The organism is Nocardioides sp. NPDC101246 (assembly GCF_044767415.1).
Taxonomy (GTDB): Bacteria; Actinomycetota; Actinomycetes; order Propionibacteriales; family Nocardioidaceae; genus Nocardioides.
Map to the genome: position 1 here is coordinate 13653 of NZ_JBIWNX010000017.1, position 14523 is coordinate 28175.

Genomic DNA, 14523 nt, shown 5'->3' on the forward strand with positions numbered 1-14523 from the left:
GGCTCGGCGGGGTCTAAGGTGCTTGACGGACACATCTGAAGACGAGGGCGTCGACCGCTGATCCATGCGGTACGCCGCCCCGTACCGCAACACACAGACCAGGTGGATCAGTGGATCTCATGGAATACCAGGCGAAGGAACTCTTCGCCAAGCACGGCGTGGCGACCACCCTCGGTGTTGTCGTCGACTCGGCGGAGGCGGCCAAGGCCGCGGCCGAGGAGCTGGGTGGCGTGACCGTCATCAAGGCGCAGGTCAAGGCCGGTGGCCGCGGGAAGGCCGGCGGTGTCAAGATCGCCAAGACGCCTGAGGACGCTTTCGAGCACGCCACCAACATCCTCGACCTGACGATCAAGGACCTGCCGGTCAACCGCGTCCTCGTGACGCCCGCGACCCCGCCGGTGGAGGAGTACTACTTCTCCTTCCTGCTGGACCGGTCGAACCGGCAGTACCTCTGCATCGCGTCCGTCGAGGGTGGTGTGGAGATCGAGGAGGTCGCCAAGACCAACCCCGACGCCGTGAAGCAGATCGGCATCGACCCCGGCAAGGGTGTCGACGAAGCCAAGGCGCGCGAGATCGCGACCGAGTGCGGCTTCCCGGAGCCGGTCTTCGAGCAGGCCGTCGCGATGATCCAGAGCCTCTACACGGTGTTCACCGAGGAGGACGCGACGCTCGTCGAGGTCAACCCGCTGGCTCGCCTGGAGGGCGACAAGCTGGAGGCCCTGGACGGCAAGGTGTCGCTGGACGACAACGCCTCCGAGATCCGCCACGAGGACCACGAGGACTTCGTCATCCGTGACGAGGAGGACCCGCTCGAGGCGAAGGCCAAGGACAAGGGCCTCAACTACGTCAAGCTCGACGGCCAGGTCGGCATCATCGGCAACGGCGCGGGTCTGGTCATGTCGACCCTCGACGTCGTCGCGTACGCCGGTGAGGCTCACGGCGGCGTCAAGCCCGCCAACTTCCTCGACATCGGTGGCGGCGCCAACGCGCAGGTCATGGCCGACGGTCTCGACGTCATCCTGAACGACGAGCAGGTCAAGTCCGTGTTCGTGAACGTCTTCGGTGGCATCACCGCGTGTGACGAGGTCGCCAAGGGCATCGTCGGCGCGCTGGACATCCTCGGCAACGAGGCCACCAAGCCGCTCGTCGTGCGTCTGGACGGCAACAACGTGGACCTGGGTCGCCAGATCCTCAGTGAGGCCAACCACCCGCTGGTCACCATCGTCGACACCATGGACGGCGGCGCCGACAAGGCCGCCGAGCTGGCCAACGCCTGAGGCCGGGGAGAACTAACAATGAGTATTTACCTCAACAAGGACAGCAAGGTCATCGTCCAGGGCATCACCGGGGGCATGGGTGCGAAGCACACCGCTCTGATGCTCGACTCGGGTGCCCAGATCGTCGGTGGCGTCAACGCCCGTAAGGCCGGCACCACGGTCACCCACAAGGACCACGAGGGCAACGACGTCACCCTCCCGGTCTTCGGCACCGTCGAGGAGGCCATCAAGGAGACCGGCGCCAACGTGTCGGTCCTCTTCGTCCCGCCGGCCTTCACCAAGGCTGCCGCGATCGAGGCCATCGACGCCGAGATGCCGCTGATCGTGGTCATCACCGAGGGCGTCCCGGTCCAGGACACCGCGGAGGTGTGGTCCTACCTGCAGGGCAAGGCCACGCGGATGATCGGCCCGAACTGCCCCGGCATCATCACGCCGGGCGAGTCCCTGGCCGGCATCACCCCGCACACCATCACGGGCAAGGGCCCGGTCGGTCTCGTCTCCAAGTCGGGCACGCTGACCTACCAGATGATGTACGAGCTGAAGGACTTCGGCTTCTCCACCGCCATCGGCATCGGCGGTGACCCGATCATCGGCACCACCCACATCGACGCCCTCGAGGCGTTCGAGAAGGACGACGAGACCAAGCTCATCGTCATGATCGGTGAGATCGGTGGCGACGCCGAGGAGCGGGCCGCGGCCTACATCAAGGAGAACATCTCCAAGCCTGTCGTCGGCTACGTCGCCGGCTTCACCGCGCCGGAGGGTAAGACCATGGGTCACGCCGGTGCGATCGTGTCCGGCTCCGCCGGCACCGCGCAGGCGAAGAAGGAGGCCCTCGAGGCCGCCGGCGTCAAGGTCGGCAAGACCCCGTCGGAGACCGCTGCTCTCGCTCGCGAGATCCTGCAGTCCCTCTGACGTACGTCAGATCCAGACCGCCCCGCGACCGTCATGGTCGCGGGGCGGTCGTCGTCTTGGATGGGAATCGGTCCGAATACGCACGCCTGAGCGTCCGTACGGATTAATGTGACGACCATGGCCAAGCGAACGGCACGTTTGATCTCGGGTGCGGTCGTCATCGGAATCTCGGCTTCGGTCGTGTCGTTGGGCGCCGGTTTGAACACGGTCGCTGCGGCGTCGACCCACGGCGTGGATCGGAGCGTGGCTCACGCGGATCCCGCCCGGAAGACCCACACCGTCCAGCCGGGGGAGACGCTGTCGGGGATCGCCGGGAGGTACGGCGTCACGGTCACCGACCTCGCGACCTGGAACAAGATCGCCGACCCCGCCAAGATCCGGGCAGGCGCCGAGCTGGTGGTGAGCCCGCCCGCGAAGCCGGCCGAGAAGACCTACCTGGTGGTGCCCGGTGACACCTTCTCCGGCATCGCCGAGAAGTTCGGCGTCGAGGTGGGTGCGCTGATGGCCTACAACGGCTACGAGGATCCCACCAAGCTGCTGGCCGGGAGCAAGATCAAGATCCCCGAGGCCAAGCCGAAGCTGAAGAAGTACAAGGTCGTCGCCGGTGACACCTTCGTCAGCATCGGCAAGAAGTTCGGCGTCACCGCGGACGAGCTGATGAAGCACAACGGCTACGCGGACCCGACCAAGCTGCTCGCCGGCACGACGATCGAGATCCCGGCCGAGCCCGCCAAGCCGAAGCCCAAGCCGAAACCCGAGCCCGGCACCGGGGAGACGGTCTACACGACCGTCGCCGGCGACACCTACGCGAGCGTCGCCAAGAAGTTCCGCATCACCGAGGAGGAGCTGCGGATCTACAACGGCCACAGGGCACCCGACAAGCTGCCTGCGGGCTTCAAGCTCTACATCCCGCCGAGCTGACCTCAGACCGCACGCAGGGCGCCGGAGCGCCGGCGCCGCATCGCGTCGAGCGACTCGGCGGTCGCCGTGTCGGCCGGCATCAGCACCAGGATCTGCTGGTTGTCGGCGGCAGGGAGCTCGAGCTCCTCGACCTCGAAGCGCAGCTCGCCGGCGTCGGGATGCCGCCAGCGCCACACACCGCCGTGCGGCAGGTCGTGGCGGTTCAGGCGGTCGGTGAACTCTGGCCCCGCCTGGGGTGACAGCGCCTCGATCATCCGGCGCGAGGTGCCGGCGTTCGGCCCGCGGTAGAGGTTCGCGACCAGGTCGTCGGCGACGAGGTCCCAGTCGGGGAACGCTTCGCGGGCGCGCGGGTGGAGGAAGGCGTATGCGGTCAGGCTGGGCTCCGCGTGGTCGAGCAGCCCCAGGGGTCGGGCGAGCAGGTCGAAGGTCTCAGTGTGGGCGAGCAGGTCGCCGAGCCGGTTGGTGAGCACCGCGACCCCGGGTTCGAGCTGCTCGATGAGGGCGCGGGCGCCGGGGCGTACGTCACGACCCGATGAGTACGGCCCGACGCACTGTCCGCTCGAGGCCATCGCCAGGGTCCGCAGGTGCTCGTGGGCGGCGGCGTCGAAGCCGAGCGCGTCACCGATGGCCCGCAGGACCTGCGGTGAGGGGTGGCGGTCGCGGCCCTGCTCGATCCGCACCAGGTATTCCACGCTGATCCCGGCCAGCGTGGCCAGCTCGGAGCGCCGCAGACCGGGCGCCCGGCGGCGTACGCCCTCCGGCAGGCCGACGCTCTCGGGCGTGGTCCGGTCGCGGCGGTCCCGGATGAACGAGCCGAGGGCTCCCGCGTTGGCTGGCATGTCACCAACCCTACGGTCCGGCCGGGCGGTCATGGTGGCCCTGCTGGGGCCAGCCTCGGCTCGGTCTCCCGCCGGCTGCTGATCGGGACGAACCTGGCTGACATGAGCACACCACTACGTATCGCAGTCATCACCGCCAGCGTCCGGGAAGGCCGCGGTGGCCCGATCTTCGGCACCTGGATGGCCGAGCAGGCCGAGGCGTACGGCGGTCTCCAGGTCGAGCTGATCGATCTGGCCGACCATGAGATCCCGTTGTCCCTGCCCGCAGAGTCGCCGAAGGCCGCCGGCGCCGACTATCCGAGGCCCGACGGTCAGCGCGACCTGACCGAGGCGCTCGAGGCCGCCGACGGCTTCGTCGTCGTCACGCCCGAGTACAACCACAGCTATCCGGCCTCGCTGAAGTCGGCGCTGGACTGGCACTTCACCCAGTGGCAGGCCAAGCCGGTCGCGCTGGTCTCCTACGGTGGCGACAGCGGCGGCCGCCACGCCGCCCTTCACCTGGAGAACGTGCTCACCGAGCTGCACGCCCACCCGCTCCAGGCACGCCTCGCCTTCCCGCGCTACTGGGAGCGCCTCGACGAGAACGGCCGGCCAGACGACCCGGACTCGGTGGTCTACGCCAAGGGCATGCTCGCCCAGCTCACCTGGTGGGCCGAGGCGCTGCGCGCCGCGCGAGCGGACGCGGCCTACCCGGGGTGACATGTCACCCCGGATAGACGTCAGGCGGCGACCGTCTCCTTGACGGGCTCGTCGTCGGCGAGCAGCCCGGCCGCGGAGGCGGAGCGGTAGCGGTCGACGTCGAGGATGCTCTCGCGCTTGGCCACGATGGTCGGCACGAGCGCCTGCCCGGCGACGTTGACCGCGGTGCGACCCATGTCGAGGATCGGGTCGATCGCGAGCAGCAGGCCGACGCCGGCCAGCGGCAGGCCGAGGGTCGAGAGCGTGAGGGTCAGCATCACGACGGCGCCGGTGAGGCCGGCGGTGGCGGCCGAGCCGACGACCGAGACGAAGGCGATCAGCAGGTAGTCGGTGATGCCCAGGTCGATCCCGAAGATCTGGGCGACGAAGATCGCCGAGATCGCCGGGTAGATCGAGGCGCAGCCGTCCATCTTCGTGGTCGAGCCCAGCGGGACGGCGAACGAGGCGTACTCCTGGGGGACGCCGAGGTTCTTGACCGTCACCTGCTCGGTCACCGGCATGGTGCCCACCGAGGAGCGCGAGACGAAGGCGAGCTGGATCGCCGGCCAGGCACCGCGGAAGTACGCCAGCGGGTTGAGGCCGTTGACCCGCAGCAGCACCGGGTAGACGACGAACAGGACCAGTGCCAGGCCGACGTAGACGGCCACCGCGAACCAGGCCAGCGAGCTCAGCGAGTCCCAGCCGTAGGACGCGACCGCGTTGCCGATCAGGCCGAGGGTGCCGATCGGCGCCAGCCGGATGATCCACCACAGCACCTTCTGCACGATCGCGAGGAAGGAGCGGTTGAAGGCGAGGAACGGCTCGGCCTTCTCGCCGGTCTTGAGGGCCGCGATACCGATCGCGAGGGCCACCACGAGCACCTGGAGGACGTTGAAGCTCAGCGCGGTCTCCGCGAGCGGGCTCCCGCCGACCTGCTCGACGCTGGTCGATGCCTCGAGGCCGAGGAAGTTGCCGGGGATCAGGCCCTGGAGGAAGTCGAGCCACGAGGCGGAGGCGCCGGCCTCGGCCGCGTCGGCGGTGCTGACCGCGGTGTTGCTGCCGGGCCGGAAGACCAGGCCCAGACCGATGCCGATGGCGACCGAGATGGCCGCGGTGATGGCGAACCACAGCAGCGTCTGGCCCGCGAGCCGGGCCGCGTTGCTGACCGTACGCAGGTTGGCGATCGAGGCGATGATGGCGGTGAAGATCAGCGGTACGACGACGGCCTTGAGCAACGAGACGAACGAGCCGCCGATCGTGGCGAGCGTCGTCGTCAGCCAGTTGGCCTCGTCGCCGGCCCCGGGGCCGATCGCTCGCGCGACCGCACCGAGCGCGACGCCGAGGACGAGGCCCAGGATGATCTGGACCGAGAAGGACGGGAGCGGCAGGCGCCGTCGGGTGGCGGGGGCGGTGGACACGAGAGGGCTTCTCCAAGGTTGATGCGGGTCGGGGCTCTGTTGGGCCCGAACGTCCTGACCGGTACGTGTCTTCCCTGCGTGAGCGCGTTGTGACAGGAGTCTCCCCGCGCTAAGTCATAAAAGACGATCAACCATATCGTGTTTAAGTGGCGTCCGTCAGCGCAGGTCGCTGATCCCGGCGGTGACCGCCACCTTCTCGATGGCGAGGATCCGGCCGGGCCACGAGTCGGGCGTGAGTCGCTGGCCGGCATCACGCCGCACACCATCACGGGCAAGGGCCCGGTCGGTCTCGTCTCCAAGTCGGGGACGCTGACCTACCAGATGATGTACGAGCTGAAGGACTTCGGCTTCTCCACCGCCATCGGCATCGGTGGTGACCCCATCGTCGGCACCACCCACATCGACGCCCTCGAGGCGTTCGAGAAGGACGACGAGACCAAGCTCATCGTCATGATCGGTGAGATCGGTGGCGACGCCGAGGAGCGGGCCGCGGCCTACATCAAGGAGAACATCTCCAAGCCTGTCGTCGGCTACGTCGCCGGCTTCACCGCGCCGGAGGGTAAGACCATGGGTCACGCCGGTGCGATCGTGTCCGGCTCCGCCGGCACCGCGCAGGCGAAGAAGGAGGCCCTCGAGGCCGCCGGCGTCAAGGTCGGCAAGACCCCGTCGGAGACCGCTGCTCTCGCTCGCGAGATCCTGCAGTCCCTCTGACGTACGTCAGACCCTGACCGCCCCGCGACCGTCATGGTCGCGGGGCGGTCAGTCGTCTCTGGGGAATTCGTCCGAATGCGCGTTCATGCTCGCTGTACGTCTCCACCATGTCGGCGGAAGCGGTGAGCGCGGCCTCGTCGCCGCGCCACTGCTTCTCGGTTCCGAGCACGGCGCTCACGGTGGCGGGCAGCGGATCAACGGTGATCATCATTCATGTTCGGAGTGGTCACACGTGCTTCGTACCAAACAGTCTTTGCGAGCTTCGCAAGGTTGGATCAATCGACTGATTCCGCGGTCGGGAGTGCGATTCGATCGTATAGTCCGACTGAGCGAAACCAGCCACTTGCTTAAAAGGAGAGTCCAATGAGATGGAAGACAATCGTAGGCGGTGTAGCAATAGGTACGGGCGCAGCAATTGCGATGCCGCCACCGGCCTTGGCCAGTGACGGATACGCCTCGCACCATCCGCTCAACACTCCAGCCGACTACAGGTGGATCGCAACCTATGCCGATTCGACCGACAACCTATGCGTGCGAAAGAACTGGTCGACATCTTCCGGGTCTACGATCCGGGCGCGCTTGGTTCGCCAGAACGGTAGCTCCCCAAACTTCAGCGTCTCGACCAAGAACGGGCCGTCGGCGACATGCACCGGCAACTTGTCCATTCCGGAGGATCAGCCCTATGTGTTGTACCTCCAGTGGTATAACGACGGCTGGGAGACGGTTGCAAGCGACAGCCTCTACAGTTGAGAAGCCATGTCGACGGCGCGATAGCGAGAGTGTTGATCAGTTATCGCGGCGGCCTGATGCTTTCATAGCCGCGTTGCATTCATCCGCTACTGGGAGCGCCTCGACGAGACGGCTGCCCAGAGACCCGGACTCGGTCCTCTACGCTCGAGCAACTCACACGATGGGCTGAGGCCCTACGCTCCGCTCGAGCTACCGCGTCCTACCCGGGGTGGGGCCTGCCCCAGATGAGAATTGCGTCCCGGCGGCCTGCGGTTGCCGGGACGCAATTCGTTCACCGTCGCCCGAATCGAGTGGTTCAGCGGGCGGAGAGTCGGTCGGCCCGGTGATCTTTCAGGGCCGAACCACCAGAGTCGAGATCAACTGTAGAAGTTACCCGACTTCGCTAGGCGATAGGCGTCGCTGGTCCAGACGTATAGCTCCATGCGGTACTGCTTGTCCTCCGGGATGGAGAGGTTTCCGGTGCACGCCCAACTTCCCCAGTTGCCGCCCCCGCCGCTGGTAGTGGTCGCCGAATAAGTTGACCCAGATCCGTTGGTCGGGATCATCTTGACACGCGCCCGGTTTCCTTGCGTGCGGGCACAGAGATTGTCTGCTGAGTCGTCCCAGCCGCCCTGGTATTGCCATCCTGAGGCGGGGTTACTCCAGGTCAGCGTCAGATCAGCCGCGTGAGCGGGTGATGCGATGGCAAGCATTGTGCTCAAGGCTGCGATCATAAGTGATGCTCTTGCGACAATTCTACTCATTCTGCTGTGCTCGATTCTGTTACAGGCCTTCAATTACGTGGTCCTTGGGCGTGTGAGCGTAGCGGTTCGTGAAGGTGGGGGATGCTAATCAAGATTTTTGTTACCGACACTAGCGGTCTCGCCTGTCGATAGGTCGGGTTGGTGTCACCAAAGACCTTTGACCCCGGCAGTGACCGCCGCTTTCTCGATCGCGAGGATCCGGCCAGGCCACGAGTCGGGCTGGTCGGGCTGGTAGCACGGGTCATCCTTGTCGCCGGTGCTCGGCGGGCAAGGGCCGGCGAGCTCGGCGTAGCTAACCAGGACGAGCCGGGTCCCGTACTCCGCGACCAGCTCGGTCTCGAACCATATGCTGTCGCCGCCGTCCAGGCCCGGGTACGTCGCCTGTGATCGGGCCGCGCGCTTCGGCCCGGCGTCGAGGTCGTCGCTGACATCGGTGGGCAGCGAGGTGACGGTCGGGTCGACCCCGAGCTTGTTGGCCGGGCAGACCTCCATCCACTCCATGATCTCGTTGTACCCAGCACCGGCGGCGTTCTCGTCGGGGAAGTCCAGCACCGCGACGTGCACCTGGCCGACCATGGCGCGGTCGGTGTCCCAGCGGTAGTCGGAGGCAACCTTCGCCGTGGCGCCGAGCGAGGAGAGCCACTCCTTCTGGCAGGCAAGCGTCGGCACGTCGGGAGTGGGCGTGTACTGGTTCCAGCCGAGAGGGCTCTCGAAGCGGTCGAGCGGGGGGAGGGTGCTGCCATCGACCAGGTTGGCGGGGCTGAGACTGTCCGCGGGCGATCCCGTCTCCGTCGGGTCGGCGGACGGCTCGCCCGAAGGTGCGGCGCCGACCATCCGGTAGGCGGCGTTGACGGCGGAGGTCTGCAGATCAGTCGGCGGTACATAGTTCTGGACGCCGCGCTTCCGGGTCATCACCAGCACCCGGTCCTCTGCGGCGACGACGGCCGTCGCGGTCTCCCAGACCGCGTTCATGTCCGGGTCCTCAGGCTGGTACGTCACCACGTCGATGCGGCCGCTCGAGATGACGCGGCTCTCGATTGGGAGGGTGCCGGCCAGCTCCGCTCCGTCCACGCCGGAGCAGGAGATAGCGGCGTCGGAGAGGTTGACACTCACCTTCTCGGCCTCGGCGGCCGAGTCGAACTGGGCGACGACGGCGTTCAGTGTGCCTGCCGCGTCGGCCATCTCCTCCCCGGGCTTCGCGACGAAGTCGCGGCGGAACGTCGTCGTCGCGCCGGAGCCACCCAGAGTGTTGGTGAGGCAGTCGTTGTAGGCGTCGGTGCCCTCGCCGTCGTAGGTCTGCTCCTGGGTCCACGCCGGATAGGGGTCGTCGGCGACGAGGTCGTCCTCGGTCGGCAGGTTGGCCCGGCCGAGATCCGACGCCGAGGCGGATGCCGACGCGCTGGGCGCGGCGGCGCTGTCGCTCGGTGCCGGTGCGGGGTCGATGCCCTTGTCGCCGAGTCCGGCCGAGAGGAAGATGATCGGTCCGGCGACGACGGCGGCCACGGCCGCCGTACCCGCGGTCACGACGGCACGACGGCGGCGCCGGATCTGGTCGCCTCGGCTCCGTGCCTCGGCTGCGGAGCTCATCGGCGCTCCGGGGGCGTCGGCGCGGAACTGGTCCAGCCGCGAGATCGGGTCACTCATCTCAGGCCTCCTTCCAGACGGCGCCGGGGTCCTCGGCGAGCAGCTCCGCGAGCGCGGCTCGTCCTCGAGCCAGTCGGGCTTTGACCGTGCCGGTCGGGGCGCCGACCTCGGCGGCCACCTGGTGGACGGGCAGATCGGCGATGTGGTGCAGGACGATCGCCTGACGCTGAGCCTCGGGGAGCTTCTTCAGCGCCGCGACGAGAGCCACGTGGGACTCGTCGACCGCCGGCATCTCCGTGCGAGCGCCGACAGCTCGGTCCGCGGCCCGCGAGGCGTACTTCTTCCGGCGCCAGCGGCCCACCGCGAGACGGCAGGCGGTGGTGCGGACCCAGGCTTCGGGGTAGTCGACCGAGGACATCTTCCGACGGTGCGCCCACGCGCGGGCGAACGCCTCCTGGACGCACTCCGCGGCCTCGTCGAAGTCGCCGATCATGGCGTACAGCTGAGCACACAAGCGGCGGTAGGACGCGTTGTACAGCGCGTCGAACTCGTCCTCGTCCATCGTCTTGCCTCCCCGGCTGGCTTTCCCCGACCCTTGCAGGAGCGTCAGTGTCGCGGGTTGATACGTGCGAACGTCAACTTCGGTTGCATGCGCGCTCACTTGGCGGAGATCCGATCGGCCGCGGCGGGGAGCATCTGTTGCACCGGTGTGCCGCCGTCCTCTGCGGGCCAGTTGTAGTCCTGCCCGCTGACCAGCTGGCTCAGGACGGCGATCCGGGTGCCGCTGAGGACCACTCCCATCTCCAGGAACCACCCGTCGCCCTCATGGTCCGCGGGGTCGTACTGCGTCCCCGGGGCGGCCGTGATCGGGCCGTAGATGGCAAGCCCGGTCACGCCCTCGGCCGGCGCCGACATCGGCACGTCGCCGAACGGGTCGGGCTTGAAGCTGTCCGACCCTTCGGGGCTGCAGCCGTCGAACCAGGTGAGCACGTCCTCGTACGCCGCCTGGGCCTCCTCGTTGGACGGGAACTCGGCGATCGTCTCGTTGAGATAGACGTCGGAGTCGGAGTCGCCGCCTTCGGAGGTCTCCAGGAGGAAGTTCCGCTGCATGGTGGCGATCGCTCCGCGAGCCTTCATGGAGCCCTGCCAGCAGGCGTTGGCCGCGGGCACGGTCTCGCCGGTGGTCGTCGACTCGGAGCTCTCCACCCAGTCCAGCGCCCCTCCGTTGGGGTAGATCGCGTCCTCCCCGGTGAGCAGGTTGCGTGCCGACAGGCTCGGCTCTGGAGGCGTGCTGCTCGCCGGCGCCGAGGCCGGCGGGTTCGAGGACGGTTCGACCGGACTCTTCGCACCGACCATCCGGTGGGCGGCGTTGATAGCCGAGGTCTGCAGGTCGGTCGGGGAGACGTAGCTCTGTACGCCACGCTTCCGCGTCATCACCAGGACCCGGTCCTCGGCGGAGACGACTGCCGTCGCGACCTCCCAGACCGCATTCATGTCAGGGTCGTCAGGCTGGTACGCCACCACCTCGATGTCGCCACCGGAGATGACGCCGCCCTCGACAGGGAGCGAGCCGGCGGTCTCCGCGTCGGCCACGCCGGGACACGCGGCCGCCGCCTCCGAAAGATCGCCGCGCGCCTTCTCGGCCGCCTCGGGCGATTCGAACTCGGCGACGACGGCCTTCAGCGTCCCGGCCGAGGCCGACAGCTCGTCTCCGGGCTGGGGGACGAAGTCACGGCGCACGGTCGCCACCGCATCTGCGTCGGCAAGAGACGCGGTGAGGCACTCGTTGTGATCGCCCTGTCCCTCACCGTCATAGCTCCGCTCCTCGACCCAGGCCGGGAACGGATCGTCCGCGACCAGGTCTGCCGCGATCGGAAGGGCGGCGCGGGTGAGGTCCGAGGCCGGCGCGGAGGCCGAGGTCGACGGACTGGGGGCGACCGTGCTCGGAGTCTCGCTGGGCGCCGGCGCAGGATCGATGGCCCTGTCGCCGAACCCGGCGGAGAGGAAGATGATCGGTCCGGCGACGACCGCGGCCAGGGCCGCGGCTCCGGCGGCGACGAGGGTGCGCTGGCGGCGGCGGATCTGGTCACCCCGTCGGCGTACCTCGGCTGCGGACTTCATCGGTGCTCCAGGGGTAGTCGCGCGGAACTGGTCCAGGCGGGAGATCGGGTCACTCATCGCACGCCTCCTTCCAGTGCGGTGCCGGGCGCTTCGTCGGCCAGCAGAGCTGCCAGCGCGGTGCGCCCGCGGGAGAGGCGGGCCTTGATGGTTCCGGTCGGCACGCCGACCTCCGCGGCCACCTGGTGGACGGGCAGGTCGGCGATGTGGTGCAGGACGATGGCTTGGCGCTGGACCTCGGGGAGCTTCTTCAGTGCGTCGACGAGAGCGACATGGGTCTCGTCGACGGCGGGCATCTCCGTGCGGACGCCGACGGCCCTGTCGGTGACGCGGCCTGCGTACTTCTTCCTGCGCCAGCGGCCCACCGCGAGGCGGTAGGCGGTGGTGCGGACCCAGGCTTCGGGGTAGTCGACCGAGGACATCTTCCGTCGGTGCGCCCAGGCGCGGGCGAAGGCCTCCTGGACGCACTCGGCGGCCTCGTCGGAGTCGCCGATCATGGCGTACACCTGGGCGCACACGCGGCGGTAGGACGCGTTGTAGAACACGTCGAACTCGTCCTCGTCCATCGTTTGCCTCCCCGGACCGGCCGGACCCTGATCTGGCCCTGCGCCAGCCTCAGAGGTTCAGATGCCTGAGCGGCGGTTCCGGTTGCATCCGGAGGACAAAGAGTCAGCGAGTCTCAGAGATAGTCGAGGCGGTACGCGGCGCGTTTGGTGAGCGCGACGAAGTCGGAGTTGCTGATGTCGGCGTCGCCGTCGGGCACGAAGCTCATCTGGGCGACGCTGGCGCCACGCCGGATCGCGGCCATCCGGTAGTAGATCGAGGAGTTCTCGAGCTCTACCCGGATGTCCCACACCGTGATCGCGCCGTCTTTGATGGACTCGGTCGCGAGCTGGGTGACGTGGCTACCGAGCTGCTTGTCGCTGCACTTGTCCAGCCGGCCCTTGATCGCGACGTTGAAGGCCTGCGCCTCCTTGGCGGAGCCGAACTTGCCGACCGTCTCGGTGAGCCCGAAGGTCGGCGCGAGCTTCTTCTTCGTCTCGGGGATCACGAAGGAACGCGTCTGGGCGCCGGTCATGCCCTTGGCGTTGAACTCGGTGTTGTCGCAGCGGGTCTGGGCGGGGTTCGTCTTGGCGGCCTTCGCCTCGGTGCCCTCCCACGGGTCACCGACCCCGCTGACCGGCGGCAGATCGGTCTCGTTGATCAGCCCCGGGGCCTTGCCCGTGGCGATCGGGACCACCGTCGTCCGCGGCCGCTTGGTCTCCACGCACGCGCCCGCACCCGGCATCGAGCAGAGGTTGTGGACGGCGGTGCCGAGCATCGTCGAGGTCCTGGCCGCGGTCGTGCTGGACTTGCCCTCGGTCTTCACGGTGACCGCGGCGGTGTGCCTGCCGGTGCGCGCGACGCCGTAGGTGACCGCCCGGTTGTTCTCCCAGTCGCGGTAGGTGAAGAGGGTCGCCTGGTCGCCGATGCCGTCGACCGACTCGGTGAGGAGCAGCTGGTAGCGGGGCTCGGCGCACGCCGCGTACCACCCCTGCATCTTCTTGTACGCCGCAGCCGCCGCCGTCGCGTCGACCGATGACTCGATCGTGGTGCCGGCGCTGGTCGCCTTCGCCTTGGCGGTGAAGGTGCGCGCCATGCTCGCCGCCGGCCGCTTGTCGGCCGAGGTGTCGGCCTGGCAGGGGATGGTGAGGCCGGTGCCCTCGAGGTTGTCGGAGGAGATGTCGACGGCCCAGGTGCCGCCGTAGATCTTCGCGACCTCCTCCTCGGTCATCAGGTCCTTGGCGGTCAGCTTCTTGCCGGGGATCTGGCTGGGCTCGACCTCGAACTCCTCGGCCGCCGACTGCATCGAGAGCGTGTTGAGCCGCGGCGCGGTCTCGGCGCCCTGGGCGACGAAGAAGCCGGTGCCGACCAGGGCGGCGATGGCTGCGGCCGCGCCGATGGTGGTGTGCACCCGGCGGCGTACGGCGCCGGCGGTGGTGATCGTCGAGGTCTTCGGCCAGGGCTGCTCGGTGAGCACGTCGACGAGCGGGTCGAAGATCGACTGCAGCTGCTCCGGAGCGATCCCGAGCTCGGCGCAGATCGCAGCGTTGGCGGCCTGCAGGTCGGTCTCGGTGCGGCTGATCGGGGTGCCGACCTCGCGGGCCAGCTGAGCCAGGTCGACGCTGGTGAGGTGGCCGAGCAGGAAGACCTTGCGGTCGTGGAGCGGCAGGCCGCGCAGCGCGGAGAGGGCCTGGCGGGCCTCCGGCGCGATCGTCTGGTCGCGGTGGAGGAGGGGCACCGAGTGGTTGCGGATCGCCTTGGACCAGGCGATCGGGCGCACCCAGTCCTCGCGCTCGAAGTCGTCCATCGGCTTCACCTTGCGCCAGTGGTGCCAGGTGATGACCAGCGCGCCGCGCACGGCGGCCTTGGCGGCCTCCAGGTCCCCGGTCAGCGACCAGGTTTGGAGCAGGAGGCGTCCACGGACGTCCTGATAGAACGCCTCGAAGGTCTCGTGGTCTGCCGTGGTCATGCCCATGTCAGCGGTCAACTGTAGGTGATTCGGTCGAATGAACGGCAATAGCCGCAG

General features: G+C 68.3%; 13 protein-coding genes and 1 pseudogene. 5 read left to right on the plus strand and 9 right to left on the minus strand.

What is annotated here, in order from left to right; genetic code table 11:
• Positions 1-110 precede the first annotated feature (110 nt).
• The 3 genes from sucC to ACIRON_RS25715 all read left to right on the plus strand — a co-directional run bounded on the left by sucC (position 111) and on the right by ACIRON_RS25715 (position 3113).
• A complete protein-coding gene (gene sucC, locus ACIRON_RS25705) occupies positions 111-1277 on the plus strand; it encodes an ADP-forming succinate--CoA ligase subunit beta (RefSeq protein ID WP_402996790.1) in 1167 nt (388 codons plus the stop codon).
• A gap of 18 nt (positions 1278-1295) precedes the next feature.
• Positions 1296-2192 carry a succinate--CoA ligase subunit alpha gene (gene sucD, locus ACIRON_RS25710; protein ID WP_402996792.1) on the plus strand — a complete coding sequence of 299 codons (897 nt, stop codon included), beginning with the start codon at positions 1296-1298 and terminating at the stop codon, positions 2190-2192.
• Between the two features lie 243 nt (positions 2193-2435).
• Entirely contained in the window at positions 2436-3113 is a 678-nt protein-coding gene (locus ACIRON_RS25715) for a LysM peptidoglycan-binding domain-containing protein (RefSeq protein WP_402996794.1), read from the plus strand.
• Between the two features lie 2 nt (positions 3114-3115).
• Here the strand turns inward: ACIRON_RS25715 and ACIRON_RS25720 are convergent, their stop codons facing one another.
• Positions 3116-3952 (minus strand): helix-turn-helix domain-containing protein, encoded by an 837-nt coding sequence (locus tag ACIRON_RS25720; protein ID WP_402996796.1) that lies wholly within the window; start codon positions 3950-3952, stop codon positions 3116-3118.
• A gap of 102 nt (positions 3953-4054) precedes the next feature.
• On the opposite strand from ACIRON_RS25720, the gene ACIRON_RS25725 reads away from it, so the two are divergent.
• Positions 4055-4651 carry an NADPH-dependent FMN reductase gene (locus tag ACIRON_RS25725; protein WP_402996798.1) on the plus strand — a complete coding sequence of 199 codons (597 nt, stop codon included), beginning with the start codon at positions 4055-4057 and terminating at the stop codon, positions 4649-4651.
• A 20-nt stretch (positions 4652-4671) separates the two neighbouring features.
• Here the strand turns inward: ACIRON_RS25725 and ACIRON_RS25730 are convergent, their stop codons facing one another.
• Entirely contained in the window at positions 4672-6048 is a 1377-nt protein-coding gene (locus tag ACIRON_RS25730) for a dicarboxylate/amino acid:cation symporter (protein WP_402996800.1), read from the minus strand.
• Between the two features lie 234 nt (positions 6049-6282).
• Between ACIRON_RS25730 and ACIRON_RS25735 the strand changes: the two are divergent.
• Positions 6283-6759, plus strand: a pseudogene (locus ACIRON_RS25735) (succinate--CoA ligase subunit alpha); the annotation flags it as partial.
• A 31-nt stretch (positions 6760-6790) separates the two neighbouring features.
• On the opposite strand, the gene ACIRON_RS25740 reads toward ACIRON_RS25735, so the two are convergent.
• From ACIRON_RS25740 to ACIRON_RS25770, 7 genes are all read right to left on the minus strand, one after another.
• Entirely contained in the window at positions 6791-6970 is a 180-nt protein-coding gene (locus tag ACIRON_RS25740) for a hypothetical protein (protein WP_402996804.1), read from the minus strand.
• 895 nt (positions 6971-7865) lie between these two features.
• On the minus strand, positions 7866-8201 hold the full coding sequence (locus ACIRON_RS25745) for a hypothetical protein (protein ID WP_402996806.1): 336 nt from the start codon (positions 8199-8201) through the stop codon (positions 7866-7868).
• Positions 8202-8396: 195 nt separating this feature from the next.
• Positions 8397-9896 (minus strand): hypothetical protein, encoded by a 1500-nt coding sequence (locus tag ACIRON_RS25750; protein ID WP_402996807.1) that lies wholly within the window; start codon positions 9894-9896, stop codon positions 8397-8399.
• 1 nt (position 9897) lies between these two features.
• The gene (locus tag ACIRON_RS25755) at positions 9898-10398 is read right to left on the minus strand and encodes a SigE family RNA polymerase sigma factor (RefSeq protein WP_402996809.1); all 501 of its coding nucleotides are present in this window, start codon (positions 10396-10398) and stop codon (positions 9898-9900) included.
• 95 nt (positions 10399-10493) lie between these two features.
• A complete protein-coding gene (locus ACIRON_RS25760; protein ID WP_402996811.1) occupies positions 10494-12014 on the minus strand; it encodes a hypothetical protein in 1521 nt (506 codons plus the stop codon).
• The gene (locus tag ACIRON_RS25765) at positions 12011-12520 is read right to left on the minus strand and encodes a SigE family RNA polymerase sigma factor (protein ID WP_402996813.1); all 510 of its coding nucleotides are present in this window, start codon (positions 12518-12520) and stop codon (positions 12011-12013) included. Before ACIRON_RS25765 ends, ACIRON_RS25760 begins: the two co-directional genes overlap by 4 nt.
• A gap of 113 nt (positions 12521-12633) precedes the next feature.
• Entirely contained in the window at positions 12634-14466 is a 1833-nt protein-coding gene (locus ACIRON_RS25770; protein ID WP_402996815.1) for a hypothetical protein, read from the minus strand.
• Positions 14467-14523: the final 57 nt, after the last annotated feature.